At 34.8% G+C, this 26,796-nt stretch carries 24 protein-coding genes; 4 read left to right on the forward strand and 20 right to left on the reverse strand.

Going from position 1 to position 26,796, the window contains the following annotated elements; all coding sequences use genetic code 11:
* Nucleotides 1-310: 310 nt before the first annotated feature.
* The 7 genes from SLH51_RS17130 to SLH51_RS17160 all read right to left on the reverse strand — a co-directional run bounded on the left by SLH51_RS17130 (nucleotide 311) and on the right by SLH51_RS17160 (nucleotide 6,055).
* Nucleotides 311-517: a YwbE family protein gene (locus SLH51_RS17130; protein WP_335962634.1), complete on the reverse strand. Its 207-nt coding sequence runs from the start codon at nucleotides 515-517 to the stop codon at nucleotides 311-313.
* A 30-nt stretch (nucleotides 518-547) separates the two neighbouring features.
* Entirely contained in the window at nucleotides 548-1,330 is a 783-nt protein-coding gene (locus tag SLH51_RS17135) for a hypothetical protein (RefSeq protein ID WP_335962635.1), read from the reverse strand.
* Entirely contained in the window at nucleotides 1,327-3,765 is a 2,439-nt protein-coding gene (locus tag SLH51_RS17140) for a heavy metal translocating P-type ATPase (RefSeq protein WP_335962636.1), read from the reverse strand. Before SLH51_RS17140 ends, SLH51_RS17135 begins: the two co-directional genes overlap by 4 nt.
* Nucleotides 3,766-3,872: 107 nt before the next feature.
* Nucleotides 3,873-4,088 carry a copper chaperone CopZ gene (gene copZ, locus SLH51_RS17145; RefSeq protein WP_418770171.1) on the reverse strand — a complete coding sequence of 72 codons (216 nt, stop codon included), beginning with the start codon at nucleotides 4,086-4,088 and terminating at the stop codon, nucleotides 3,873-3,875.
* A gap of 74 nt (nucleotides 4,089-4,162) precedes the next feature.
* Nucleotides 4,163-4,468, reverse strand: coding sequence for a metal-sensing transcriptional repressor (locus SLH51_RS17150; RefSeq protein WP_335962640.1), 306 nt, complete (start codon nucleotides 4,466-4,468; stop codon nucleotides 4,163-4,165).
* 72 nt (nucleotides 4,469-4,540) lie between these two features.
* Nucleotides 4,541-5,110, reverse strand: coding sequence for a hypothetical protein (locus SLH51_RS17155; protein WP_335962642.1), 570 nt, complete (start codon nucleotides 5,108-5,110; stop codon nucleotides 4,541-4,543).
* A 144-nt stretch (nucleotides 5,111-5,254) separates the two neighbouring features.
* On the reverse strand, nucleotides 5,255-6,055 hold the full coding sequence (locus SLH51_RS17160) for a S1 family peptidase (protein WP_335962643.1): 801 nt from the start codon (nucleotides 6,053-6,055) through the stop codon (nucleotides 5,255-5,257).
* A 251-nt stretch (nucleotides 6,056-6,306) separates the two neighbouring features.
* Between SLH51_RS17160 and SLH51_RS17165 the strand changes: the two genes are divergently transcribed.
* The 3 genes from SLH51_RS17165 (at nucleotide 6,307) to SLH51_RS17175 (ending at nucleotide 8,123) form a co-directional block, all read left to right on the forward strand.
* Nucleotides 6,307-6,657, forward strand: a complete 351-nt coding sequence (locus SLH51_RS17165; RefSeq protein ID WP_335962644.1) for a YojF family protein — start codon at nucleotides 6,307-6,309, stop codon at nucleotides 6,655-6,657.
* A gap of 15 nt (nucleotides 6,658-6,672) precedes the next feature.
* The gene (gene bshB2 / locus SLH51_RS17170; protein WP_335962645.1) at nucleotides 6,673-7,338 is read left to right on the forward strand and encodes a bacillithiol biosynthesis deacetylase BshB2; all 666 of its coding nucleotides are present in this window, start codon (nucleotides 6,673-6,675) and stop codon (nucleotides 7,336-7,338) included.
* 260 nt (nucleotides 7,339-7,598) lie between these two features.
* Nucleotides 7,599-8,123: a GNAT family protein gene (locus SLH51_RS17175; protein WP_390184040.1), complete on the forward strand. Its 525-nt coding sequence runs from the start codon at nucleotides 7,599-7,601 to the stop codon at nucleotides 8,121-8,123.
* Nucleotides 8,124-8,185: 62 nt separating this feature from the next.
* Here the strand turns inward: SLH51_RS17175 and SLH51_RS17180 are convergent, their stop codons facing one another.
* The 12 genes from SLH51_RS17180 to SLH51_RS17235 form a co-directional block, all read right to left on the reverse strand.
* The gene (locus SLH51_RS17180; protein ID WP_335962647.1) at nucleotides 8,186-9,319 is read right to left on the reverse strand and encodes a site-specific integrase; all 1,134 of its coding nucleotides are present in this window, start codon (nucleotides 9,317-9,319) and stop codon (nucleotides 8,186-8,188) included.
* A gap of 167 nt (nucleotides 9,320-9,486) precedes the next feature.
* A complete protein-coding gene (locus tag SLH51_RS17185) occupies nucleotides 9,487-10,953 on the reverse strand; it encodes a restriction endonuclease subunit S (RefSeq protein WP_335962648.1) in 1,467 nt (488 codons plus the stop codon).
* Nucleotides 10,953-12,386, reverse strand: coding sequence for a class I SAM-dependent DNA methyltransferase (locus SLH51_RS17190; RefSeq protein ID WP_335962649.1), 1,434 nt, complete (start codon nucleotides 12,384-12,386; stop codon nucleotides 10,953-10,955). The genes SLH51_RS17185 and SLH51_RS17190 overlap by 1 nt, the downstream gene beginning before the upstream one ends.
* Before the next feature lie 80 nt (nucleotides 12,387-12,466).
* Nucleotides 12,467-15,673: a type I restriction-modification system endonuclease gene (gene hsdR / locus SLH51_RS17195; protein WP_335962650.1), complete on the reverse strand. Its 3,207-nt coding sequence runs from the start codon at nucleotides 15,671-15,673 to the stop codon at nucleotides 12,467-12,469.
* A 642-nt stretch (nucleotides 15,674-16,315) separates the two neighbouring features.
* Nucleotides 16,316-16,891 (reverse strand): recombinase family protein, encoded by a 576-nt coding sequence (locus tag SLH51_RS17200; protein ID WP_335962652.1) that lies wholly within the window; start codon nucleotides 16,889-16,891, stop codon nucleotides 16,316-16,318.
* Between the two features lie 235 nt (nucleotides 16,892-17,126).
* The gene (locus SLH51_RS17205; RefSeq protein WP_335962653.1) at nucleotides 17,127-18,626 is read right to left on the reverse strand and encodes an ATP-binding protein; all 1,500 of its coding nucleotides are present in this window, start codon (nucleotides 18,624-18,626) and stop codon (nucleotides 17,127-17,129) included.
* Complete coding sequence (locus tag SLH51_RS17210) at nucleotides 18,626-19,624, reverse strand: HD domain-containing protein (RefSeq protein WP_335962654.1); 999 nt, start codon at nucleotides 19,622-19,624, stop codon at nucleotides 18,626-18,628. The genes SLH51_RS17205 and SLH51_RS17210 overlap by 1 nt, the downstream gene beginning before the upstream one ends.
* A 133-nt stretch (nucleotides 19,625-19,757) precedes the next feature.
* Nucleotides 19,758-20,363 carry a hypothetical protein gene (locus SLH51_RS17215; RefSeq protein ID WP_335962655.1) on the reverse strand — a complete coding sequence of 202 codons (606 nt, stop codon included), beginning with the start codon at nucleotides 20,361-20,363 and terminating at the stop codon, nucleotides 19,758-19,760.
* A 2-nt stretch (nucleotides 20,364-20,365) separates the two neighbouring features.
* Nucleotides 20,366-21,121, reverse strand: coding sequence for a hypothetical protein (locus SLH51_RS17220; protein WP_335962656.1), 756 nt, complete (start codon nucleotides 21,119-21,121; stop codon nucleotides 20,366-20,368).
* Between the two features lie 59 nt (nucleotides 21,122-21,180).
* Nucleotides 21,181-21,393: an HNH endonuclease gene (locus SLH51_RS17225; protein ID WP_335962657.1), complete on the reverse strand. Its 213-nt coding sequence runs from the start codon at nucleotides 21,391-21,393 to the stop codon at nucleotides 21,181-21,183.
* Nucleotides 21,394-21,430: 37 nt separating this feature from the next.
* On the reverse strand, nucleotides 21,431-21,640 hold the full coding sequence (locus SLH51_RS17230) for a hypothetical protein (RefSeq protein WP_335962658.1): 210 nt from the start codon (nucleotides 21,638-21,640) through the stop codon (nucleotides 21,431-21,433).
* A gap of 284 nt (nucleotides 21,641-21,924) precedes the next feature.
* Nucleotides 21,925-23,259, reverse strand: coding sequence for a helix-turn-helix domain-containing protein (locus SLH51_RS17235; protein ID WP_335962659.1), 1,335 nt, complete (start codon nucleotides 23,257-23,259; stop codon nucleotides 21,925-21,927).
* Nucleotides 23,260-23,570: 311 nt separating this feature from the next.
* On the opposite strand from SLH51_RS17235, the gene SLH51_RS17240 reads away from it, so the two are divergent.
* A complete protein-coding gene (locus tag SLH51_RS17240; protein ID WP_335962660.1) occupies nucleotides 23,571-24,779 on the forward strand; it encodes a protein kinase family protein in 1,209 nt (402 codons plus the stop codon).
* Nucleotides 24,780-25,003: 224 nt separating this feature from the next.
* Here SLH51_RS17240 and SLH51_RS17245 read toward each other — a convergent pair whose 3' ends face one another.
* The gene (locus SLH51_RS17245) at nucleotides 25,004-26,749 is read right to left on the reverse strand and encodes a hypothetical protein (protein ID WP_335962661.1); all 1,746 of its coding nucleotides are present in this window, start codon (nucleotides 26,747-26,749) and stop codon (nucleotides 25,004-25,006) included.
* Between the last annotated feature and the right edge of the window lie 47 nt (nucleotides 26,750-26,796).

Genomic DNA, 26,796 nt, shown 5'->3' on the forward strand with positions numbered 1-26,796 from the left:
GGGACTTTCTCGGAGCAATGAGCAGAGCCGATCCGGGCTTCTTAGTGAAGCTTTGGGCGGCCTTCCCCTTACGAACGAGCATCGTGTGAAGCCATTGCCACTTCCATCCTCTTTTACGGGCGACCTTCCATTTGGGGACTTTCTCGGAGCAATGAGCAGAGCCGATCCGGGCTTCTTAGTGAAGCTTTGGGCGGCCTTCCCCTTACGAACGTGCATCGTGTGGAGCCATTGCCACTTCCATCCTCTTTTACGAGTGACCTTCCCTTTGGGGGCTTTTTCGAAAACGCAAAAAACAGTTGAGACGAATCGCTCAACTGTTTTCAATAATTGTTTTTACTCTTCCAACTTGACCATCTTGTAAACGAACTTTAATCCCGTGCGGATGGTTTGGAGATTTCGTTAAAAGATCTTTGACAATCCCTCTTGTTGTTTTCCCAGACCGTTGATCTTGTTTCAACACAATATCCACTTCTGTACCAGGTAATATATTTTTCCGTTCTTGCCCTGATTTTGTCATTTGTCTAACCCTCCTCATCTCATCAAAGAATTATTTCACTTCTATCATATACGGAAATGCATATACTTCGCCATCTATTTTGAATTCTGCCCAAAGCTTATACATTCCCGCTTCCTCAAAGTAAGCTTCAAAAACAGGTTTTTCAGTAGACTCTGGATGTACATGTATAAAGGTAGAGAGGAGTTCATCAACAATAACAACATGACCCAATGCTCCTAAATACGGTTCTGGAGTTCCATTGTTTACCTCAAACAGCAAACTTGCATGTTCTCCCGCAAGAAGAGGTTCATAAAAAAGTTCAACTTCAACACCATCTATTTCTTTCACCATTGTTTCATCTGCTTGAAGACTAGAGTGATGATGCAAATGCTGCTCATCTAACGGAATAGGTTCTGTTAGATATACGTCCTTCTCTGGCTTTATATCAACAAATGCTTGATAATTCATGTGATCAAGCTTTATATCAACTACAAACATACCTTCTTCTGTTTGTTTTGGATGGAGATGAATAAACGATTCAAGATCATCACTAATTAATATGAGATGCATGAGTTTTTCATGTGTTATGGCTAGGTCTGGAATATCTCCTTCTTGATTCAGTACTGAAATTGTTAATGTTTCATTGCTGTAATTGATATCGATATCAATTGTCGAACCTGTCTCAGCAGATTGAGAATTCTCCTCCTCATCATGTGTTGGATTATGCTCGTGACTTGGTTCATTGCTTGTTCCTTCTAGACTCATATAAAATCCAATAATCACTATTAAAATTGCAATAGCGGAGAATACCCAATTTATAACTGTTTTCGTCATTTTGAACCCTCCTTTTCTTGCTCTGCTAGCTTCATCTTTTGTAATCGAAGAGCATTTAAAACAACGGAAACAGAACTAAAAGCCATTGCAGCACCTGCTACCCACGGCGCGAGCAAACCTACTGCCGCTATTGGTATACCTAATGAATTATAAATGAAAGCAAAAAACAAATTTTGCTTAATATTTACCATCGTTTTTCGGCTCATCATAATCGCATCAGCAACACTCGTAATATCGCCTCGCATTAACGTAATATCTGCCGCCTCGATCGCAACATCGGTACCTGTTCCAATTGCCATCCCGACATCTGCAACTGCAAGTGCTGGAGCATCATTTAATCCATCTCCGACCATGGCGACTTTTTTTCCTTCTTGTTGTAATTGTTCAATGACTGCACTTTTTTGTTCCGGTAATACTTCTGCTACAACCTGCTTAATCCCAACTTGCTTGGCAATTGCTTCAGCCGTCCGTTTATTATCGCCTGTCAACATAATGACTTCTAACCCTAGGTTGTGCAACTTTGTTATCGCTCGTTTGGATGTCTCTTTCACTGTATCTGCTACAGCTACAATTCCTTCATACCGTCCGTTTACTGCAATTAACATCGCAGTTTTTCCTTCCTTTTCTAAACTGCTCATTTTCTCATTTGCAGCTTCAAATGTAATATCAGTTTTCTTCAATAGTTTTCTCGTACCAACGAGTAAGACATATCCGTTAACAATTGCTCGTATTCCATGCCCTGGGATCGCTTCGAATTCATCTGTATTAGAAAGTACAACTCCTGCCTCTTCTGCGTATTGAACAATTGCTTGTGCTAGCGGATGTTCTGACTTATTTTCAGCGGAGGCTACTAAGTGTAAAAGCGTCTCTTTTTCAAGTGTTCCCTCACTAATTAAATCTGTTAATGTCGGCTCCCCTTTTGTGATCGTTCCTGTTTTATCAAAGACCACCGTCTGAATGGACTGAGTATTCTCGAGGTGCTCTCCACCTTTAAATAACAGTCCTAATTCTGCAGCTCTTCCTGACCCAGCCATGATTGACGTTGGTGTAGCAAGTCCTAATGCGCATGGACAAGCAATTACTAAAATAGAGATCGTTGGTATTAGTGCGGCACCTAAGTCGCCTGGTGTGACAAATACATACCAAACGAAGAAGGATATAATCGCAATTATGATGACAATCGGGACAAAAATTCCTGACACTTTATCGGTCATTCGTTGAATATTTGCTTTTGAACCTTGTGCATTTTCAACGATTTTAATAATTTGTGCTAATGCGGTGTCTTTCCCAACCTTTGTTGCGCTCATAGTCAACGAACCATTTTTGTTAAGTGTTGATCCGATCACAGTATCTCCTATAGTTTTATCTACCGGAATGCTCTCACCCGTTAACATTGATTCATCAACCGCTGAATGTCCCTCAATGATCGTTCCATCTACTGGGATTTTCTCGCCAGGTTTCACAATTATTTGATCTCCTACTAACACGTCCTCAAGCGGAATCGTTACAGACTCCCCACTACGAAGAACAGTTGCTGTTTTCACTTGAAGGCCTAGTAACTTTTGAATTGCTTGGCTTGTTCTCCCTTTAGCACGCGCCTCAAAGAGCTTTCCTAATACAATTAACGTGATAATGACAGCTGATGTTTCAAAATACAAATCAGGCACAGCCATTCCTTGTTCCATCGCCTCAACGCCTAAATAAATACTATAAAAATAAGCTGCAGATGTTCCAAGAGCAACAAGAACATCCATATTCGCACTTTTGTTTCGTAATGCTTTATACGCTCCTACATAAAATTGAGCTCCTACGATAAATTGCACTGGTGTGGCAAACGCTAACTGCACCCATGGATTCATAAACATCTCAGGCATCCAAATAAATGAAGTAAACTCAAAATGAGTCACCATCGACCAAAATAAAGGGATTGTTAAGATAGCCGCAAACAAAAATTTCCCGAGTTGTGTTTCCATCTCTTGCTCTTTTATGTTTGCGTTCTCTGCTTTATCCGTTTTCTCTTTTAGTCCAAAACCAAGCTTATCAACAGCCTCCTTCATATCAGATGTAGAAACCACCCCTTGAACATACTCGACTGTAGCTGTTTCAAGAGCTAAGTTTACTGTTACGTTCTGAACCCCTTTTAATCGATTTATTTTTTTCTCTATTCGATTAGCACAAGCTGCACACGTCATCCCAGTCACATGAAAATCAGCTTTGTCTGTTCGTACTTGGTACCCAAGTTTCTCAACTTTATCGAATACTTGACCGATACTTATCTCGTCAGGATGAAAGCGGACAGTAGCTCTTTCCATCGCTAAATTTACATTTGCTTCTTCTACCCCGTCCATACGTGAAATTCCTTTTTCAATCCTTGAAGAACATGCTGCGCACGTCATCCCGCGTACTTGAAAGGTGATATCTATTTCTTTTGACATGTTTTTCCCCCCTATTATAAAAACTCAAACCAACATCCATACCCCCGTATAGTATATATCATATAAAAGAAAACGTGCCAAATGGGCACGTAACTCAGGAATGAGAACTAGACAACGTCATATCCCTGCTCTTCAATTTCTTCTTTAATCGTATCAAGCGATAATCCACTCGGATCATATTCAACTAGTACTGTGCCACTATCCAAATTTACTTGAACAGAATTTACTCCTTTCAACTTTCCAACACTAACTTCAACTGCTGAAACACAATGATTACATGACATTCCTGATACTTGAAGCGTTGTTTTCTCCAAATTGTTCATCACCTTTATTTAAGATTGTAACCCTATATTACCATACACCCCTAGGGTAATCAAGATGCTGATTCTCACATTGATTATGACTTTGTATATCGTTCAAAGACATCCATCAATTCAGCAATTGATTCTTCTCCATTTCCACTTTTAATCGCATCAGCTACACAATGTTTCGTGTGATTCTCCATTAGTTGCAAGCTTACTTTTTTCATTGCTGCATTAATGGCAGAAATTTGCGTAATGATATCAACACAATAACGGTCATTTTCCACCATATTTTGTATTCCTCTTACTTGACCTTCGATTCGTTTTAATCGGTTAATCATCTGCTCTTTGTCACGAGTTTGTCGATGACTTACCATTTTATGTTCCATTTCATCTGACATCGGCAACTCTCCTTTCGCTTTCCCATTTTCTTAGTATACTTTTACTATTATACAAATTTTCATGCTTGTCAATCATCTAAATCTTAGAACAGAGTGATGTTGGATTGGATCACCTTGTTCTTCTGGGAAGAAGGTCGTCACTTGTTCAAAGGCTAGAAATACAAATAGAACAAGCAACAATGCAATTAGCGGATTTCTAAGAAATGTAATAAAAAGAGACTTTGAGGGTGCATGGAATAAGCGAACTGTGAATAAAAGTACGATTAAACTCATCATAAATAGAAATTTCAACAATGAATCTTCTTGGCCAACTGGAGACATTTCTCCAACCATTGCGCCCATCATCCCTCCCATTAACCCAGCTAACATGCCTTCAATTGTTGTAATAAGTTGAGATGGAAGGCCGAGAAAAGCTCCAATCGTCATTCCTATAACAATTCCTAAGATCGTAGACTGAACAAAGTCGCCTCTGAGTAAGAGACCCATAATTGTTCCAAATAGAAGACCCGCTGTCATCCCACCAGCCATTGCCGCCATCATTACACTCATTTGTGACTGTTCGCGATTTTGAACAATGACTACGTAATAACAGATAAACAAGAATGTAGATGATACGAAAAAAAGAAGCAGTCCTGTTGACATAATTCCCCTCCTAAAAACCTTTTTATACTATCCTATTTTGTTACAGTTTGTAATAGTACAAGTGTTCATTAGCTGTTACTTCTAATAACCCAATAAAAGAGCAAGCCAACCATATTTGAAAATATGGCATCGGCTTGCTCTTAACTAAAGGTCATCAAACAACTCTTTTAATTGAGGAATCTCTGTTACAATCCGTTCGATTGGAATTGCCAGACCGTGCCCCTCTTCTTGACTTCGAATCGGTGGAATTGACCTAGCATATACAACACCTACAACTTCTCCTTTTTCTGATAAAACGGGACTTCCACTATGCCCTGGAAAAATATCATTAGAAATTTTCAAAACTTGATAAGGTGCTTCATCATTTAAAATCTCACCATCGTTGACAATTTGGGTTTGAGAAAGTGGATTGCCAATGACGTAAATTTTCTCATCTTCTTTCGCATCATGCACACGCAAAGGTAAATACGGGAGATCACCCCCATCAATTTTTAATAAAGCAACATCTAACTCTTGATTTGATTCGACGATTTTCGCATGAAAGATCTCCCCACTTGGAAATATGAAAGCTAATGGCTGTCGATTATGAATCACATGATGATTCGTTAAAATATATCCATTCGGATGAACATTAAACCCTGTTCCTCTCCCACCATTTCCTTGTATTGTAACAACAGATTCTTTAAATTCAACGATATGTTCTTGTTGACTTAACTCATCAGAGGTCCGAGCTAGTTCACGTGAATCCAGTGAAAAAAGATTAAACCAAATATTTGCTACTTGTAAAAGAAGTAGACATGCTACTCCGACTCCGATTAATCGAATCATTAATTTCTTAGAATGTTTCTTTTTTATTTCTTCTTCCGTTTCTTCCTCATCAAATAGAAAATCCTCAGGAGTCGGTATATACTCCTCGTCTTCTTCAGGTCGAGTATCATCTTTCATTATTTTCACCTACTTATTTATTCATGTCTTAACTTCGATTATCTACTAATTCTATGACTCCAAATCACTCAATTTCTATCTTATCAAAAAAGAGGATAATATTACACGAGCAACCGTTGTGCATGTTGGTACTTATTCCATATTTATTTTGTAAAATCTAGACCAAGTTAGAAACGCGGTGCACATTTATTGGTTGTTCAGATTAATTTGCTTTATACTAATTCATAAAGGATGAAGAATGGGAGGATCGTATGGACGTTATTATTAATTTTGATGAAGTACAAAACTTACTTAATTCTTTCGCAAATCAAGAAGTATATTTGCATTTAGAAACAACCAATGGAGCTTATGCATCTCATAATGATGCATCTTTTTATTCTGCAAGTGCTTATATTCGAAACGCCAAAATCACTTATCGGCATGGAAAGATCATGGGAGACGGACCTTACCGAGTCGGACTAAAACTTGAAATTGGCTGGGTCTACGCTGAAGGGCTAACACATTTTGAGTTAGATGAGAGTAATAGATTTCTACTTGCAGGTCATGGACAAGATGGAAAACTTGGAGTTGCACTGCAAATTAGTAAAACACCATTCGAATAGAAAGGGGAAAATCCTATGAACAAAGAACGTCATATTCTTGTAGTATTTCCACATCCAGATGATGAAGCATTTGGCGTATCCGGGACGATTGCAATGCACGTAGCAAATGGTACTCCCGTAACCTATGCTTGTTTAACACTTGGTGAAATGGGCCGAAACTTAGGGAATCCTCCTTTTACTACTCGAGAATCACTACCGCAAATTAGGAAGAAAGAGTTGCTACTAGCTGCAGAAGCTATGGGAATTGAAGATTTACGTATGCTTGGATTCCGAGATAAAACAATTGAATTTGAAGATGATGAAAAGCTAACTCTTCTTGTAAGCAATTTTATTAAAGAATTAAACCCTTCTTTAATAATTTCCTTCTACCCGGGCCATTCGGTTCATCCAGATCATGATGCCACAGGCCGAGCAGTCGTTCGAGCGGTTGAACGCATGGATGACCAAGATCGTCCGACTCTACACTGTCTCGCCTTTTCCAATAATCATGAAGATGAAATTGGTCCCGCAGATGTAATTATGGATGTCTCCGCTTTTGCAGAGCAAAAGAAAAACGCCATGCGAGCTCATCTTTCACAAACAGCATGGATGCTTAAAGAAATGGAACCGAAATGGGCGAGCGGTGATAAAGTAGCTCTTGAATGGTTACATACAGAGCGTTTCTGGACTTATAAATTCTAACTCGTCAGCTGCCTCCTTGTCTGGGGCAGCTTTTTCTTCATAATTGGGATATGGTGAGTAAATAGAAGGCCACTGAAAAAATCCATCGAGTAAGCTTATTGTCGCTAGCGATATAGCGAGTAAACGATTAGTTTCGGAGAGTAATTCACTTGATATCGGAGTATTTGGACTTGCACGTTTTCGAGTGAACCGTTATAATATATAACTTGTGTGAGATCGATAAAGATTTATTAATTAGAAAAAGACGGAGAAGGAGTGGTTTGGTGCTTTTAACAAAGCTTGGGGCGGAGGAGGAAAAGAAAAATCCGGAAGAGCTTGAACAAAATTTAGAAGACTTAGAGTTTCAAGTGTTCCGCATGCAAGAAAATGTGAAAGAAATAGCTAAGAAATGGCAAATTATAGGAATAGAACAAACAAAAGAAGAAAAATGGGTGATTGTGTCTATTGTAGATGATGGGCAGGTTTGTAAAATCATGCTAAATGACTGTGAGTCAGCCTATAGAGGAGTTTGGGACTTCTCCATTCAAGCAAAATATGAAAACAATTCAACGATTTTCATTGGCGACATCAAAGGCGAAGAAAACAAAGGCTACGGCTCGATCTGCATGGATTACTTAAAAGAACACGCCAAAGATCAAAACGTCCAATACATCAAAGGCGACATCGCCAAACGTGATTGGGACCATCTTGACAGACTCATCCATTTTTATGAGAAACATGATTTTGATGTTCGTGTTGATTATGAGAAACGCAGTGGATCAATCGTTTGCCAGCCCCATTGGTAAAATGGGGTTTTTTATTTTTTCACTTTTTAGATAGCAGTCACAGTAGCGGTCACAGTTTTACATCAAAAGGACTTATCTAATAAATTGGCTGCTTCTGTTTGCATTGTTAGAGTAGCGTGACCGTATATACCTAGAGTCGTTTTAATATCTTTGTGACGTAATCTTTCTTGTACGATTTTAGGATTAATGCCTTTACTCAACAAATAAGTTGCATGAGTGTGTCGTAGATCATGAAAGCGAATTTTAGGAAGATTTAAATTTTTAATTGTAATATCAAACCCATTATTTATTAAAGATGGCTTTAATATCTTTCCATTTCTTCTACAGAAGATTAAATCTAAGTCAGTGTATTCGCTGTCTAGTTCTGATTTATTCATAAGTATATGTTCTTTTTGTTTTTCTAAAATATCTACTGCTTTTTGAGGAAGAATGATCTTACCTAAAGAAGTTTGCGTTTTACCTTTTTGAGCAATTTTGTAACCTGTTTCGGATTCAACAACCGTTTGTTGGATGTGACATATTCGTTCCTTGAAGTTTATATCCTTCCACCTCAAGGCTAAAACCTCTTGTTTTCTTAATCCAGTTAGAATAGTAAAAGCACAAGCGTAATAGTGCTTCGATAGCCTTTGTAATCTATTTGGAGCATTTAGAAAAATTTCAATTTCTTCTTCACTCCAAAACTTAGCTGTCTGTTCCATGGGAGGTATTTTTACTTCCTCAACAAGTTGATAGTTAAAAGCTCCTTTTTTACTAGCACTTTTTAGGATTTGTTTTACAGTAATCCAAGCTCTCCTAATTGTTGATTTAGCAAGGTTTTTTTTCACCAAAGATTGGATAAAATGATTTAGAACATCTTCCGTTAATTGGTTTAACTTTAACTGTCCTAAATAAGGAGCAATTAAGTTCTTGATTGTTTGTCTATACCTGCTATAGGTTGAGTATTGAATAGAAATTTTCTTAATTTCAATCCAAGCGTTTGCAAAATCAGAAAACATAGTTTTGGAAACATCATTTAATAATTCTGTTTGGTTCTCTATTTCAACAATCAATTTTGTCATAGCAAGATTTGCTTCTTTTCTACTACTAAATCCCCTCCTTCTTACTTGTTTCCTCTTCCCTGTTTGTGGATCATATCCATTATTAAAGTAGAAATCCCACTTACCAGTTTTCTTATTTTTCGTTATGCTTCCTTTCACAGAGAACAACTCCTTTATCCCCTGTGTCCGAAAAGGTTTCCTAAGTATATTATACCATTATTAGGTATAATGAGGACTACTGCACGAATCATTTCTTTTCATGGGTCTTGAGATTATGAGTATAAACAAAAGCACCCGAATAATCACCGAATGCCTTTCATCATAATTTATCTACTTTGCTCTTGAAGGACTTCTTTTAACAGCTCAATTGCATTTTCCTCAAAAGGTTCATTTGTACCAAGTTCCCCTTTGAAAGCTTTTGAGAGTATTGATTGTTTAAGCAATAATAATTTCTTTTCACAGTTTTCTACATATTCCATAACAATATTTTCTCTCTTATAAAAATCATTGATTTTTTCTACTATCACTTCTTGTTCTTTAAAAGAAGGATATGGAATAGGTAAATTTAATAATTCATTTGTATTAATACCATCTCTAGTCGCACCATGGTTTACTTTTTTAAGGTATCGTTTAGTTGAAATAGAACCCTTAACCACATATAAGAAATAACTAATATTCAATTCTTGAGGTAATCGTACTCTCATAATATGATAGTTGAAGATAGAGTTAATATGATCACTTTCAACAATTGAAGCCCTTCCTACCGTAGCCATTCTTGAAAATAAAATATCGCCTTTTCTTAATTGGTATTTACTCAATTCCTTCGCTTTAACTTCGGTTACATAATTTGCTTTTTCTAAACTCAACCCATTCTCCGTCAGACACCCTATAGTTAATACAGGGACTCCACTATTAACAAAATCTTTTTTTCCCAATGAAGTACCAAAAGGTCCCGTTAAAACTAACTGTTCATCATTTTCAAAATCCTTTAGTTTGAACCAATTCCACGAATTAGGCAACGCATATAATATATCAGAGTATTCTTCATCTTCATTAGTGATTACATCATCTTTGTTTATATAATAATTACCTTCAATAGAATTACTGTTTTTCCTTCTCCACTCTCTCGTCAACTCTCCACGAAAAGCTTTATCCAATATGGCTGCTCGTCGAAGTTCAAAGGATTCCTTTGCTTCCTCAATCAGTTTCTTCGCTTCATCTACTTTGCTTAAAAGTCGCTCCACCTTATCAGCAATACGTTTTTGTTCATTTAGGGGAGGAATGGGAATAGGGTAGTTTTCTACTTCTTTTGGGCGTGCTCTGGTTAGTGAACCACCTACACCCGTAACATTCGAAGTAAGTAACTTTCTGAAAAATGGTACTTTTAGAAAGTACAAAATATAATCAGCGTTTAGTTTTAAATTCTCAACTACAATCCATTCCGTCGATGCTATTTGCCTATAATTTTGTTGACTCTTTGACACTTTCCATACTCTATTAATCCTTGGATTAATTTTGCAGAGCAATACATTATCCTCATTTACAAATTGCTTACTAGAGCCTATCTCATGACCCATAACTTTTTCTGGTATACCTGTTGGATAACTTGGAACACTGTATAATTCAAATGTCTCATCTAAAGAATCTTTTGGTTGGAATCCACGTTTTTTTGAGCTATTTATACTTTTTAAACTTGCCCAAACCCAATTCTCAGGCACTTCGTAAGGCTGCTCTTCAACTGGTACTAACGCCTCATTTAATAACTCTTCCACTGTCTTCTTTTTCTTAACCATCAATTCTTCACCTTAACTTCTTCAGTCTCACTTAACTCTTCCACTACCTCGGTTAATAAGTCCATTGCTTGTTGTAGCTTTAAAATTGCTTCTTCAGCTGATTCAATTGGGTCTGGTAAGTTATCATATGAAGATAGTGACTCATCAGCAATTAAGCCAATATCTAAACTATCATTCTTTTTTGCAATGTCTTCACGAGTAAATTTATCCCAACGCTCGTCTTTAACCTTTTCTCTGTTTTCCGCAACGTAAGCCTTCATGAACTCTTCAAAGTGAGCCATGGTTAATTGATTACGTTTACCGAAAGAAGGCATGTTTGTTCGCATATCATAGACCCAAACATCTTTTGTACTGCCCTTATCCGTTTTCTCACGTGTAAAGAATAAGACATTTGTCTTCACACCTTGAGCGTAAAAAATTCCCGTAGGCAAACGAAGAATCGTGTGCAAGTTACACTTATCCATTAAGTCTCGACGAATTTGAGAACCTACACCACTTTCAAAAAGAACGTTATCTGGTAAAACTACAGCAGCTCGAGCTTGTCCATTATCTTTTAATGCATTGTAGATTAGCTGTAAGAAGTTTAATTGCTTATTTGATGTCTCAAATGTCAAGTCATCACGTGATACACGCTCTCCTCCCTTTTTCGTACCAAATGGAGGGTTGGTTAAAATAACATCAAAGTTATTCATCCATTTTCCATTACTCGATAAAGAATCTCCATTCTCCATTCGTCCTTCAATATTATGAAGCAATGCATTCATTAGAGCCAAACGATGTGTACCCTTTACAAGTTCCATCCCACTAAATGCTTCTTTCTTTTGAAATTCTGCTTCTTGTGGATCTAAATCAAAATAATCATCCGTTTTATTTTTCAGATATTGATCAGCCGCAATCATAAACCCTAATGTACCTGCTGCAGGGTCATTACAACGTTCTCCTACTTTTGGATCAACAAGCTGAACCATGACATCAATTAAGACACGAGGTGTAAAATACTGACCAGCACCCGACTTGGTTTCACTGGCGTTTTTCTCTAGCAATCCTTCATAAAGGTTTCCTAGACCTTCTTCTTTAGCATTGTACCAATCAAGAGCATCGATAGATTTAATAATTTTCTCAAGGTTCTTTGGCTCTGTAATACTTGTAGAAGCATCGCTATAAATTAAACGAAGACGCTCATGCTCATTGCTTCCAAGCTCTAACAATAAGCGTTGATAATACGTTTTTAACTCTGTTCCTTCTTTTTCAACAAGCCTATCCCAACGATATTCTTCTGGGATTACTTTCTCAGTGTCTTCTCCTTGCTCTTTCATCATTTTTAAAAATAGTAAGTAAGTTAGTTCGGTTACATACTGTTGATATGTAATTCCGTCATCACGAAGTACATTACATAAATTCCATAGCTTTTGTACAATTTCTTGGTTGTTCATTTCATCCTCCAAATAAAGCCTATTATTTATATATCTACCTAGTATAAACGCAAAAAGAGCCTCATAAAAGAGGCAATAAATTAACTAATGTATAAGTTGTCGTTAATCGTCTGTACAACTTTATCTATCTCTTCGCCAAACTCTTTTTTCAACTGATTATATCCACCTTGGCTACGGAAAGGCTCTTCTGAAAATGCATCCTCTGACGTCGGGGCAAGAACAGGAAACTTGATTAGCTGCTTTTCAATCCGTTCTAACCACTTCTTTTGCCGAGGAGTCCAATCATGAAGTGAATATACCTTTTGCATCGCTTGCCTAATCCGAGTATCATGATCTACTAACGCCTCACCTAATGCGGCTTGTCGAATAAAGCTAATGATATTAGCTGCAATCTCTTCATTCTTCGTTTGCTTCCATGCCGATTGTAAATGAGATTGCTTAAATCCCTTCGTCTCTAAGATCGTAATCAACTCTCTTAAATCCTTCTTCGTTAACTCCTTGGGTCTTGTACAAACCACATGTAATGCAGGAATCTCATTTAAGTTTTCCTTAATGAATTTTACAAATCCATCTAGATAATCTTCTGGCTTGTTGTTTCCCTCACCATAGCCACGGCTGACGCCTGTCACCTTATCATCTTGGCTTGAGATATACCTTCTTTCCCCTTTGGTTCTGTACGATTCTACATATTCAAAGAGAATGTTATGTTGTTGTGCTTGTTCTGGTGTATAAGTTTGAACTTCCTTCACCCATTCGTCAATACTCTGTCCATTTGAAAGCTCTTCAAATCTCTTTTGTCCCTCTTTATTCAGACGTTGTTTTTTACGCTGTAATTTCGCAACTAATTGTTCCCGATAAAAAATCTCTTCTTTCTCTGAAGTAGCTTGAGTTAACCCTTGATATAACTCATCAATACTAATATTTTGTTTTTTAACTACTGGCTTCATTTCTGTGTAGCTTTTTAGCTTATTGTATATTCCCACAGCATCGTAAATATTAAAATGAGTCTTCTCAATTTGTTGGCATAAGCGAGTAGCTCTCCCTAACATTTGATCATATAGAATTCTTGATTGAATTCTCCTCATAAATACAAGGTTTGTGATAGGTGGTACATCTACACCTGTTGTAAGTAAATCCACTGTAACGACGATATTTGGTAATGGTTCATTTTTAAACCGTTTAATTGCATGTAAAGGGTTGTAAATATACCCTGTTATCTTCGCAATTGCATCGTCTTCAATTTCGTCGCCACGATCTTTGAATGCTTCTTTTAAAAGGCGGACGATTAGGTCAGCGTGTTGGTCTGTTGCTGCGAATATAAGTGTTTTTTCTTTACTGGTAGGGTCAATATAGTCAACAAGTGAATTTAAGATAACTCGGTTAAATGATTCAGTAATGACTCGCTTATTAAATTGCTCTACTTCAAAATGGACAGTGTCTTCCATTTTTTCTAAAACAACTTCACCTTGATCCACATCGAACACTTCAACTTCCTCATCTTTTTCAAACTTAATCCCTGCTTCCGAAAGCTCCGTTTGAAATAAATAAGGTGGCTCGTGGTCTACAAGAAAGCCATCCAAAACCGCTTCACTATACGAATATTTAAATATAGGAGAGCCAAAAATGTCTGTTGTATGGAGAGCAGGTGTAGCAGTCAGTCCTAAACAAGAAGCATCAAAATAGTCAATCACACGACGATATTGGCTAATATAATCATCTTGGTCTCTGAACTCTAGTTCATCTTCAGACATCTCTCGGTCACTTGTATACCCACGGTGTGCCTCATCTACAATAATGAAGTCATACTGCCCAACAGAAGGTATCTTTTCATCTTTACTATAGAATAGTCGTCGTACCATGCCCTGTACAGTTGCAATATGTACTTTCGTAGCTATTTCTGGTGAGATATCATCTAACGTCTTAATATCATAAATATCTGAAAAAGAAAGTCCCTCTATTTTTGTATCTACTAGTGCATCGGCTGTCTGCTTTCCTAATGTGCTTCTATCAACGAGGAATAGAATACGTCGAACTTTTTTCGATTTAATTAGGCGGTACATTAGAGCTATTGCGGTTCTAGTCTTTCCTGTACCTGTTGCCATAGCTACAAGCATTCTTCTCTGACCTGCCATTAATGCTGCTTCAGCTGAGAGAACTGCTTGCTGTTGGTATGGTCTCAAACCAAACTTCGTAATATCTTCCTCTTTGAGTTTCTTATCAGCTCCTTGGTCATCTTGACTTAAAAGAAGCTTTAAGTCATCTGGTGAATGCCACCCTTCTAACGGACGAGCAAATTCCAAAGGTTTACGAGAATCCCAGAACCATATTCCAGACTCTTCTTGTAACTGCTTTAGATACCGCCTTCCATTTGTAGCATATAAAAACGGTACTTTGTATTCACCAGTAGTTGGAGTAATAATCTCATTATCTAATTGCTTAATGCTCTTTGCATAAAATTTCGTTTGGCTTTCTAATGCACTAGGAATCGTTTTGTGGTTTGCTTTTGCTTCAATTAAACCAACAAGATCTAGCCCAATGAATAAAGCATAATCCGCTCTCCGACCACCTACATTCCACTCAGCAATAGCCATATTACGATTCTTTTTAGGTGTTGTGCCTTGCTTTTGATGATTTAACGTGTTGGTATCCACTTCCCATCCTGCTGCACGTAATTTCTCATCAATAATGGAGCGAGTCTCAGCTTCTGTTAGATTTGTGCGGCTTACAAACTTCTTAGATCTCTTCTTCCTTCGTACTTTTAAATGCTCATCTTCACTATTAGCCTGCTCACGCATGCTTTCTAGCTTTCGTTTAAGCAGTTTCACTTCCTCATCATGCTCTTTTTGTAGCTGCTCTAAATCTACTACCTTTTCTTCTACAGGTTCTACATAATTAGGTGCTTCAAAACTCCAGTCTTCATAGACTTCCATATACCATGTTGCTAATCGAAAAGTTAATTGCAATAGAGCTTTCGCTTCCTCTGTTTCACCATAAGCAGCATTATGTGCAGCTTTGTTTCCCTTTTGACGCAACGTTGTAAACATATCTAATAGCTCTGGTTCTAATAACCCTTCTCTACGTAGGGTATTAATACGGTCTACTTGATTAGTCCCTTTTACCTCTTTAATATTTTCAGCAGCTAATACAAGTTGAGCCAACGTTTCTCCAAATAAGCGAAGTTTTATTATGGTCGTATGAGGGTCGTGATACACATTCTTCTCTGCTGTTTCACCTAAATTAGCAAGAACGTTCCAATTCCCTCTAAGAAATGAAAAGTTACCGTTCATAGTGATCACCTTTCCCAAAAGGTTTTATGAGTCTATTATACTACACTGGGAGAAAATTGGAATGAAAGAGGATGGATTAGTTTGGGTTGATTAGAATAAACGACCTTTTATCACTAACTAACATTAAAATTAGTAAAACCTGAGTTTTATTAATCGTGATAACACTTACTACAATTGGTGAAAACCCCAAAAAATTGTGACGTGTGGATATACCTACATAGGTCGATTGGCAGAGTAAGTAGGGCAAAAAATGTGGAAATTAGCCCCCTTACCTTTAGTATAAGTAAGCAGATACCCTACTGTAAGATATATTAAATTAATCCATCTATATTAACTGTACGTAATGGTGTTTAGTTTTAAAAATTACAACAAGAACAGCTATATTGAAGGTTGATAATCATTTTTCTCTATAATTAATATTGTATCAGAGTAATGTACTAGTTCTTCATATGCCTTTAACTTATGAAAATAACACTTTGAACTAAACTTTAAAGGTCATTAGATAAAAAAAATAAGGTGAAGTAGTATGTACAATCACATTACTTCACCTATCTAAATCAGATTATAATAGTAATCAATCTGCAAAATTTTCCACTTAGATTACCAAATTACAAGTTAATGTTACATTGAATTACTCTCTAACTAGCTTGTTGCATTTAACTCATTTGCCTTCAACTCATTCCTTCTTCTTATCAGAGTGCGTTTAGATATACCAGTCATATCTTCAACTTCTCTATAAGTATGCTTCTCAAGTAATGCAAGTGCATGAGTAACCTGTTGCTTAGAATGCTTTCTTGGTCTACCTTCTTTGAAGTCATCACGCTTTCGTGCTAAGGCTTTTCCTTCTTGTGTACGTTCAACGATTAGGTTTCTTTCCATTTCTGCAACAGCAAGTAATGTTTGAAGAAAAAATCTTCCCATTGTTGTATTCTCTAGTAAGCCTACATTTAGTACATGAACTTTTATCCCTCTGTTAAACAGACTTTCAATAATTTCTATTCCTTCTTTTGTATTCCTAGCCAGTCGGTCTAACTTTGTTACGACAACTGTATCCCTTTCAACTATCTTATCTATTAGTAGTCTAAACTGAGGTCTATCCGTTTTTGTACCAGTATACTTTTCCTGTACTATCTCTTCGCAGCCTTCTTTAGTCAATTCATCTATTTGTACCGATAAATCTTGAGCAACTGTAGATACACGTGCATACCCATATTTCATTGTCACAACCACCTTAACTATTGGCACTATATTATGGCACTTATGTATAGCTTGATAATACTGGGTTGCTTTGTCGGTGTCAATACTATTAAGTTTTGTCACTATCCAATAAGCTATTTTTTATTATTAATTAAGCTTTAGTAGAACTAAGAACTACTCTAAATATAAAAAGCACTATCTAGTAGATAATGCTTTTAGACAAATTTTCATTACAGTAATATTTCCATCTAAAGAGTTATGAATTGATAACTGCATTAATATATTCTTTATTAATGTAATTGTTTTCCTCTTCATAGTATCGTTTTAAATATTTTTTTAGTGTTAATCTTTCAAGATCAGCTTCTAAATTTTCATAAATATTAAGACAGATCGCAACATACACTGCATTAACTATTTGTGTAAGCTGATTTTGATTGAGATCATTACGAGTTACGTTAGGAACTACCTTTGAATTAATAATGTTAAGCCTTAGAGATTTTATTTTTAAATCCAGAAGTCTATATGGCACATTTAAAGATATATTTCTTGTGAATATGTTTCTAATATACAAATTAAAATTCGGATTTGAATTGTTTATAAAATTAGTTTTCTTGTTGTTTAATTGTAAGGATAGGCTATTGTTATTCAAACTGAATACATGCTTTTTCTCAACTTCAATTAAAGTTCCAGTGTTACTATCAAAACCATACTCTATGAAATCACTCAGGTATAAATTCGGTAATATCTCAGTATTATAGTCAATGTATCCTTGAGGTGCATAATCCATTAGGTTTTCTTTAGCAATTAATGTTATATAGTTTGGATCGTATTTATCTATAAACATTTCCACAGCTTCATCATTATCATCAATAACATTCATAATGTCATCTAAGCCTGTTCCATCTTCAATAATAGGAAAATTCACAACATAAAAACTATCATCATTTAGAAAATCAAGTAATTCATAATCTGAATCATCTAAAGAAATTAATTTGTCACCATCATAAACTAAAGGTTCACCTACGAATCTAATATCTTTAATACTAGTAGTGAAGATATTGTTTATTTCTTGGGATAGTATAACTTGTCCGTCTATATCATCTAAGTACTTATTTAATTCAATATTAATTTTTTCATTATTAATAAATAGTGAATTTTCTATTGAAATTAGCTCTTCATTTTTCTTATTAACATAATTTATGCTGACTTCATTCGTTAAAAAATATTCTCTTAAGAACTTTAATACTGTTTCACTGTCTTTCCATACCTCTATAAATTGATCATATTTTAGTATCACTTCTGTACCTTGATCCACATGTTCTGTAACATGATTTATACAAACAAATTCATCATATTTGTTTAACTCAACTTCATAAAGTTTTGAATCATTCATATGCCTTGTTTTAACTTTAACTTCGTCTGTTAACATAAAACTCGCAAGAAAACCAATTCCGTAATTCCCAATAGGTTTATAACTGTAACCTTTTAGATTAAAATCATCTGAATTATAATAAGACGATCCTAATCTCAAAAAATAATTCTTTAACACATATAGATTCATTCCGATCCCATTATCTTTGATAATTACTTGGTTTTTATTTTCGTCCAATATAATGCTAATTACTGGTTTAAACTCTTGATCACCAAATTCTCGTCCTTTGTCAAGTATTTCCTTTTTTAATATACAAGCGTCTATGGAATTTTGTAATAATTCTCTTAAACCCAATTTTTTATTACCATATAATTCATCACCCATTAGTAACTTGGTGATGAATTATAATTAACCTTAAATTTCATATCAGCAATAGTATAACCCTCAGATTCTATAAAATTATAAACTTTAGGAAGTAACAAAAGTCTATATTTATCTTGAAAGTCCTGTGTTAAGTCATTTGCATTATTTAGCTCTATGTTAATCCAATCAATATAGCTTAATATTTTTCTATGTATGTTGGGATTGTCGCATCTTCCATGTAACTCTATTAATCTAAAGCCTCTATCATTTTTTTGTACTTTATCTGAGTTTTCAATCGAGAAGTGTTGAATCCATTCCTCTTTACTTATTCCCTCTGGGGAAACTGATTGAAGAAGTATCGGTGGTGTTCTTTGACTATCAAAATCAAGAATATCAGCTAATCTTAGAATAATTGCACAAAACTGAGCATTAAAAGTATACTGCCCTTTACGTCCATCTTTTTTGAGTTTCCCCTTTATCCAATTGATATCTTCTGTATGCGACTGACAGATCAAAGAAACTTGGTCTTCAAAGCTAATACTTGTTAGATCGGGTAATCGTAAATAATCCTTTAAGGAGTTTCTTACATAGTCAGCTGACCTAATTCCATGCACTCTTCTAACATAATCTTGTATAGCATGAATATGATTTCCATTAAATTTCTTTAATATGGACTCATACTTGAAATCATTATACTCTAATACTCCCTTTTTTATTTGGTTTACTTCTTCTTCTGAAGCTGCCATACCAATATCATGTAGTAGGGCAGAATAGGCAAGTAACAGTAATTCAAACTCATTTAACTCTTCCAAGTCTGGTAAGAGTTCCCCCATATATCTCATTATTCTTAGAGAATGATTTACATCGTGCATTGTATAAAAAGGAAAAACTTGACTTATCCGAGTATTTAATAATGGTTCTACTAAATTGTAGACTGTCATAAAACTATGATATATACCCTCATTTTTTTCTTTAATTTTTTTAATTATCTTTACTTCCTCAAGACTTATGTTACTCACGCAGACTCATCTCCTATTCCATATTTATTATGTTTACTAAGTTAAAAGTTGCAGCTTCTTATTAAATAAACGTTTATAATAAAATCAAAATTTTATTATAAACGTTTATTACTAACGATCTGATAATTTTTCGTTATTTAACTATATAGACTAGATCAACTAAACTTTTTGTAATTAAAAGACAGGTTTTACCTCTAGGTTTACCTTCCAAACTTTCACGTTCAAAAAATTCGCCCTCAATAACACCTAAACTTGAAAAATGCAACTTACCAAAAACAATTGGGTTTTCAAATAAAACTTCAATCTCACTATGAGAATTTAAAACAATAGAGATTTCAAAATCTTCAATACTCATTTGCCCTTCTAATGACATATTCCAAATGAAATCACTCTTCATAACTGCACGTGTCTCATAATAAAAGAGATTCTTCCTTATGAAGAGATAGGAAGCATTGTCGTCGAAAAATCTAACAAAAGCTGAATTTGGGTTAGATGAGGAAACACTTAAATTTTCTACAGTTTGAACTAGATTCTTTATACTATCATCATTTTTCACCTTGTCCTGTTGCTCTTTTAAGTAATCAATCTCATTCAATGTAAATCTATCCACTAACAATTTGTTTGTTTCAATGTTTTCTTTAATTAGGTTATATATTTTATTACTCTCATCATAATCTGCTACCCATTGAAGTTGCTGGGCTTTATTAAGCCTATCGTACCGGCTAAAGTTTTGTATCATACTCATACCTCATTAAAAAATACTTTTGCATAGTCCCTTATTACCTCAGTTTTTTTCCTATAATTCTTAAACTTACGCTTTCCAAAACTTGCCTTAGGAATAAATAAATAATATCTCACTTTAGGAATTTTATAGATAAATAGTACTCTTGCAATAATTCCAAAACCACTAAGTTCCTTTTCACCAATTTTCTCGCACTCATTCCAAAAACTAAATAATTGGCTAATTGCACTATGAGGATAAGAATATGGCCTTTCATAATCTGTAAAAGAAGACTTCACTTCCATTGTTATTTCATCTGGGAAATCTAACCTTTTCAATTTCCATTTAGCTATATCCCATAATCTACTTATTATATCAATATTTGTTTCTATTCTAAAATCAGGACATTGGTTATTGGATGTAAATCTTTGAAATAACAATTCATTCATAGGGCGACCTATACAGGAAGTAAGACCAGTAATTGCAATAGCTTCTCCCAAGTCTCCAGATACATCTGAAGATCTAGTTTTTGAATTAAGAGCATAAAAACTTCCTAATGATACACCACTATACGTGTTTTTCACATTAAAAATATTGCCTTTTTTAATTTTGTTTTTATCATAAACATCATAATGATTACCTAGCTTCAATATTAATTTTTCTGAATAAAGCGAACCATGGTTTCCAATTTGCCATTCAGACATAAAAAATTCTTCTGTATTTATTGGTTTATATGGGTCAGTCGCTAAATAAAACTCACACTCAAACTTATACATTGAAATCTCCAAATCTATTATTTTTTCAAATGCAATTTTTTACTTTATGCTTAAATAAATTATCTTTTGAAGATACTTTCCCTATGCCATTTTATGTACTCCCGCTGCCTATCATTCAATCTTAAACTCATAGTTTCATTAATGTTAAGAAAAATCTTCGTAGCTTCTTCTAATTTATCCGAAACCATTATCTTACCCTCATCACCAAAACTAATATATCCCTTATCAAATAAAGAATCATGATTAGGACAAAGCAGCAAACCATTATTCACATCTAACCGCTCTTGATTATCAGATTGACTCCATGGCTTAATATAGCTTGCTACTTAGGAACCGCTCATCAGCAACACCACATAATCTACATTTCTTTTCCATATCTAAAAGAGCCTTTTTAAACGTTGATTGACCTATTCTAGACTTAATGACTTGTTCTTTCTCAGTCTCTGTTACTTCAATTTGTGCTGGCACAGCTGAGACAATTGATTCTAATTGAATATACTTATCTGCTCTAGACTCCACTACCTCCTAATCCACATTTTCCCATTGCTCATACCTTTGTAGAGATTGAATAACTAGACTAAAGTTTAACTCCTGCTGTTCTAATAGTGCTATTGCTTCATGTGTATTTAAGTCCTTAAAAATTCCCTTGTGTTTATCGTTTAATCTAATGAAGTGAAGTATTCCCATAGCTTGATAACCTCCGCTTTCATCGGGATTCAAACCAATGATAGGTTTATCAAGCCAGTGACGAGACTTTGAATGAAATAGAGATTCATCCCTAGTAGTTCATGGATAATTAACTTTTATTTACTTTTACGATTCGTAAAATCCATCAAATCTTCTTTTTTAACCATCCACTTATTATCATTTTTGAAACCATTAAGTTCACCTGATAATATCCACTTTCTTATCTTTTCGGTCGAAACCTTCTGACCCTTAAATGGACTTGTTTCATCATTAGTAAGGATTTTTCCAACTTGTCCAGTAGTAAAGATGGCGTTCTCGTCATGCTTTTTCAACTGACTCAAATTATAGTTCCTCAGCTGCAATTTTTTCTCTCTTTGTACCTTTCTTTCCTCTTCTAATTCAATAACTTTTTCAAATTCTTCACTAACACGACTCCTACTTCCTTTATCTCCATTTTTATAAGCTAAATATTTCTCATTTGGTTTGAAAATTATCAAAGTAGGGGTAGTAAAACAAGGCATATGAACATATGTTTTGTCTTGAGATAAGAAAAAACTGATTATTTGTGAAGGTTCAGCATCGCCTACTTTTACATACGTCTTCAATCGTTCTGAACTTACATTGCACAAACTACTAGGAAAACTTATCTCTTCATCCCCTCTTTGGTTTAGCCAATACCACGAACAGTACGCAAGGAATCCCCGCTCAGCAGTCCCTCTAACAGATAAAGCACTAAAATAACTCTCATTGATTGGGTCACCTATTTTACGCTCTGGCATTTCTGGAATTGGACATTCTTCAACTGATATATCTACAAACCCTGTTTGTAACAGTGCAGCTAAATTTAACCAATCATTATATATCCCTCTGCTAATAGAAAATCCACTATTATGCAATAAATCATGTAAATTATAATAATCCCATACAAACGTACCTTCATTTATTGCCTTTTTAATCATCTTTTCATCAATTTCTTTATGGTACTCTCTTGTACAACTGTAGAATTTTCCATTTCTAAACTCTCTATGAAATTTCCAAGCAAGCATTGGATTCTCAAACCCTACAGATATATAAATTAAAGTATTATTTTTTAAATATGATGGTTCTCCGACAAATTGACCTCCGTAGCTAACAACTTCAATTATTAAATCTTCTATATCAAATTTTGTATTGTCTTTATCAATGGAATAAGAAATTTCATAGTAATTATTTGTTGACTCAAAGAGCGGTTGTAAGGACATTCGTTCATTTTGATTCTGTGCAAACTCTAACAGAATCTTTGCTACCCATATGAATTTGTGATGAAAAGCAAATTCTGTAATAATTTCAATCTGTTCATCTATATTTGCAGTATTCCAGTCCTCTTTTCCTTTTTCATTAAATTCATATTCATATTGTTCAAACAACTCTAAAAAGCGAACAACAAGAGCCTCTTTATGTTGTAATTCCACCCTTTAAACACCTCTATTCTACAGATTAAATGAAACTATTCTCATATAACCAACTTACTAATTTACCAAGTATATAGGAAAATGATACCATATTAATACGTAATTTTTGAAGATAAATAAAAAGAGCAGCAACTACTACTCCATAAAAGTCCATATAAATGCAATTGTTGTATTTAGTAATAAGAATGTTCAATTCAACCTGTTATTGTTCTCGAGATAAAAGACGGGTTTTATTAACCGTAGTTACCTTTATTATGAATAATGTGATAATATTGGAGATATCCAAGAAAAATAGCGATAGGATTGATCTTATGTCTGAGTTAGATAACTTCTTACAAATAAAATACACTCAGTTTTTACAGAGATACTCTTCCGAAAAGACAGTTTTGTATAAGGGGTATTATAGTGATTTTGGTAATCATTATTTAGTAGAAATATTTTCAATGCTTCATAGTACACTTAATGATTTATTCGATTTTATGAATAGTAAAAATGGCGTTTATGGCGGGCATTATAATGCACACGAAAGCAGACTACTATTAGATACTATCGAGCAAATTAGAATACTTCAAGCGAAGTTAAAAGGTGAATATAGTTTTGAAATTGATAAGTATTACATGGAATTTATTAATTCTTGCAGAAGTTTTCTAAAGCAAAGTAATGGCAGTAGCATTCCCGAGGAATTTCCCAATATCGATATCATAGAAGAAAGACCAATATTTATAAAAGCTAATAGTACAGAAATTCAAACCCCTGAAAACACAAGTCAAATAACTCTTCATCAAATTGGTGGTGGTTCATATGCTAAGGTGTTTAAATACAGTGACCCCCATTACGGAAATGAATTTGCTGTAAAACGTGCAAAAGATGAGCTAAGAGAAGATGAGCTTGAGAGGTTTAAAAATGAGTTTAATGATCTAAAGAATTTGGACTCTCCTTTTATTATTAAGGCTTATACATATAATGATGTGAAAAATGAATATACGATGGAATTAGCTGATCAAACCTTGGAGAAATTTATGAGGTATAATAATAACTCTTTGTCTTTCTCGTCGAGACGAGCATTAATAATTCAGCTTCTTAATGCTTTTCAATATATTCATCAAAAGGGACTTTTACATCGGGATATTAGTTATCAAAATATATTAATTAAAAAATTTGAAGACGGGACTAATTTTATAAAAGTCTCGGATTTTGGCTTAGTAAAACGACCTGAAAGCTCATTAACAAGGCAAGGAACAGAAACTAAAGGAGCAATAAATGATTATTCAGATCTAGATATAGTAGGGTTTGAAAATTATGAAGTAAGGCATGAAACCTTTGTCCTCGCCAAAGTAATCTACTATATATTGACAGGAAGAGAAACAAACTACCACATGGAACAGAATGAACAATTAAGGAAGTTCATTCTTAAAGCTATTGGAGTTAAGGAAAATCGTTTTAATAATGTTGCTGAAATGAAAAAAGTATTATTAACAGAGATATTTCCAGCTGTTCGAAATCCACAAGAACAAGTTTAAATAACATTAATAGCTTGTAATATAGTTCCCTTCACAAATTCAAATACTATCAATTTGTTATTATAAAAGCTCTTATCTTCCATATTAATTTTCAATCTCCGAAAAATAAAATGTTTACTCAGTTTAGAAAAAGGTTAATTAAATTAACCTTTTTTCAGCTGTAGCATATACCAATAATCTACACTACCACCAGAAAAAGAAGAGACTCAAATTAAAAGTCCTCCTTATCTGGACGACCGTCTAATCCTTTGAAACACTTCAAGAGGATTTTTATTGGTTTGAACCCAAATAACAGGCTCCCCTGCTGTAAGAAGCTTATTCCATTCCTCCCTTTCTCGTTGTTCCTTTTCACAAGACAGTTTCTGTTCAACACCATCTATACACTCTTCTACTGTTACCTCTCTTGTCAACTCATTAATGACTGTATCAAGTGTTATGTGTTCCATAGCTCTGTCACCATATTTCTCTTCATACTCTCGAATCTCTTCTCTAATATCAGCCATTACAGCTTCATATTCATCTTCTACAGCGGAGTGCTTTGAACACTTAACATTTGGTTTGGCTAATATAATTACACCTTGCTGATCTTGGTTTGCTTTATGTTGTTTAATTTTTTCTTTTCTGTTCAATTCTTCATTTTGCTCAGCATTCACGCAAGATAGATCATAATTATGAAGCTGAACCTTTGTTCTTTTTTCACTCGTTACCTTTTCAAGTCTTGATAATCTTAACCCTGTAAGTTCTTTCCTCTTTTGATCATCACTCATTTGTTGCACCTTTTTGATTTGCTCGGAATCAATAGCACTCATACCATGCAATTGAATATGGAGGTTTCTAATGCAATCAACATATTTATCACTCTTAAGTAAGACTTCGTACGGTGTTAGTTCACTCTGCATGCCCACTTCTTTACTTAGTGCATTGACCTCATCTTCAGTCATATTAAACATTGCTAACACTTCTTTTGTATCTCTATCAATTGTTAGATTCTTATTCTTAGACTCTGAACTCCTACTATGCCTCTTTTGAGCATTTTCTACAACATAATCAAGCAATTTATTGTGGTATAGCTTTTCATTTTTATGCAAATTGAATGAATCAGTCTCGGAGAGATAATGTGCCTTAATAAACACTTCCAGAGCGATTTTGTTTAATACTTCGATTTGGAACACTTCATAAATATACTGCAATTGCATTGCATCGCCTTCATCATCTTCAACATTTTCGATATATTCAAGCCACTCAGCATTAAATGCTTTGGTCTTTCGAGAATTTTTAAACATGAGTGCTTGTGATTTATTTATCCCATGTTTTTTGAGTAAACCATCTTCAATGGAATTAATTTGGTCGGCAGTGGGGTTATCAATGTCAATAGCCACTTTAGAACCTTTTACTTTACCTTTCCACGAAGAGTTTACTCTGATTAATTTCAATTCTTCTGCTTGGTTAAGAACCGTCTGTAATTGTCCTTTGCTTACGTTCCTTAACGTGTATGCAAGGTCTTGAAATACCTTCTCCTCGCCATCCTTAATAATACCTATTCTAATCATGTATTCTTTGTATGGCTGAAGTGCTTCTACGCTAAATACGCCCTTCATGATATCTTGTTCAGCAGGTGATATCAGTCCAAAATAGGTCGCCCAGCCGTTTCGAGTTCTTGCCTTGTTATCCATGTCATCCAACTTACTCATTACCATAAGTGCTAAGTGCTTTGAATGAGATGGTGCTGCTCCTTTATTGAATTGTCGTTTGTCTTCTTTCTTAGCCTTTTCTTTTCTCTTCTTATCTGTGTAGATGAATCGGTCTCTACCTTCACCTTTTACCTCAACTATTTCATAATCACATTTCATTTCTTTTTTGAGAGATTCTAATACACGTGTGTTTATATTCCCCTTATTCTTCCTCAATGAATCTTTCAGATGAGGTTTATACTTCTTTATTGCATTTGATAGTGTCCATTTTTTTGCCATCTTATTACCCACTTTCTCCATATTTTTATTATTGATTTTGACCTTAA

This window comes from Halalkalibacter kiskunsagensis (assembly GCF_037027555.1).
Taxonomy (GTDB): domain Bacteria; phylum Bacillota; class Bacilli; order Bacillales; family Bacillaceae_D; genus Halalkalibacter; species Halalkalibacter kiskunsagensis.

Excerpts from the sequence above, each read along its gene's own strand:
- SLH51_RS17205 (WP_335962653.1), bottom strand. The coding sequence starts at position 18,626 with ATGGGTGATGAATTATATGGTAATAAAAAATTGGGTTTAAGAGAATTA.
- hsdR (WP_335962650.1), bottom strand. The coding sequence starts at position 15,673 with ATGAACGGTAACTTTTCATTTCTTAGAGGGAATTGGAACGTTCTTGCT.
- SLH51_RS17155 (WP_335962642.1), bottom strand. The coding sequence starts at position 5,110 with ATGTCAACAGGACTGCTTCTTTTTTTCGTATCATCTACATTCTTGTTT.
- SLH51_RS17245 (WP_335962661.1), bottom strand. The coding sequence starts at position 26,749 with ATGGCAAAAAAATGGACACTATCAAATGCAATAAAGAAGTATAAACCT.
- SLH51_RS17150 (WP_335962640.1), bottom strand. The coding sequence starts at position 4,468 with ATGTCAGATGAAATGGAACATAAAATGGTAAGTCATCGACAAACTCGT.
- SLH51_RS17220 (WP_335962656.1), bottom strand. The coding sequence starts at position 21,121 with ATGTATAAGTTTGAGTGTGAGTTTTATTTAGCGACTGACCCATATAAA.
- SLH51_RS17185 (WP_335962648.1), bottom strand. The coding sequence starts at position 10,953 with ATGGTTAAGAAAAAGAAGACAGTGGAAGAGTTATTAAATGAGGCGTTA.
- SLH51_RS17240 (WP_335962660.1), top strand. The coding sequence starts at position 23,571 with ATGTCTGAGTTAGATAACTTCTTACAAATAAAATACACTCAGTTTTTA.
- SLH51_RS17130 (WP_335962634.1), bottom strand. The coding sequence starts at position 517 with ATGACAAAATCAGGGCAAGAACGGAAAAATATATTACCTGGTACAGAA.
- SLH51_RS17135 (WP_335962635.1), bottom strand. The coding sequence starts at position 1,330 with ATGACGAAAACAGTTATAAATTGGGTATTCTCCGCTATTGCAATTTTA.
- copZ (WP_418770171.1), bottom strand. The coding sequence starts at position 4,088 with ATGAACAATTTGGAGAAAACAACGCTTCAAGTATCAGGAATGTCATGT.
- SLH51_RS17165 (WP_335962644.1), top strand. The coding sequence starts at position 6,307 with ATGGACGTTATTATTAATTTTGATGAAGTACAAAACTTACTTAATTCT.
- bshB2 (WP_335962645.1), top strand. The coding sequence starts at position 6,673 with ATGAACAAAGAACGTCATATTCTTGTAGTATTTCCACATCCAGATGAT.
- SLH51_RS17160 (WP_335962643.1), bottom strand. The coding sequence starts at position 6,055 with ATGAAAGATGATACTCGACCTGAAGAAGACGAGGAGTATATACCGACT.
- SLH51_RS17190 (WP_335962649.1), bottom strand. The coding sequence starts at position 12,386 with ATGAACAACCAAGAAATTGTACAAAAGCTATGGAATTTATGTAATGTA.
- SLH51_RS17140 (WP_335962636.1), bottom strand. The coding sequence starts at position 3,765 with ATGTCAAAAGAAATAGATATCACCTTTCAAGTACGCGGGATGACGTGC.
- SLH51_RS17200 (WP_335962652.1), bottom strand. The coding sequence starts at position 16,891 with ATGAAATATGGGTATGCACGTGTATCTACAGTTGCTCAAGATTTATCG.
- SLH51_RS17215 (WP_335962655.1), bottom strand. The coding sequence starts at position 20,363 with ATGATACAAAACTTTAGCCGGTACGATAGGCTTAATAAAGCCCAGCAA.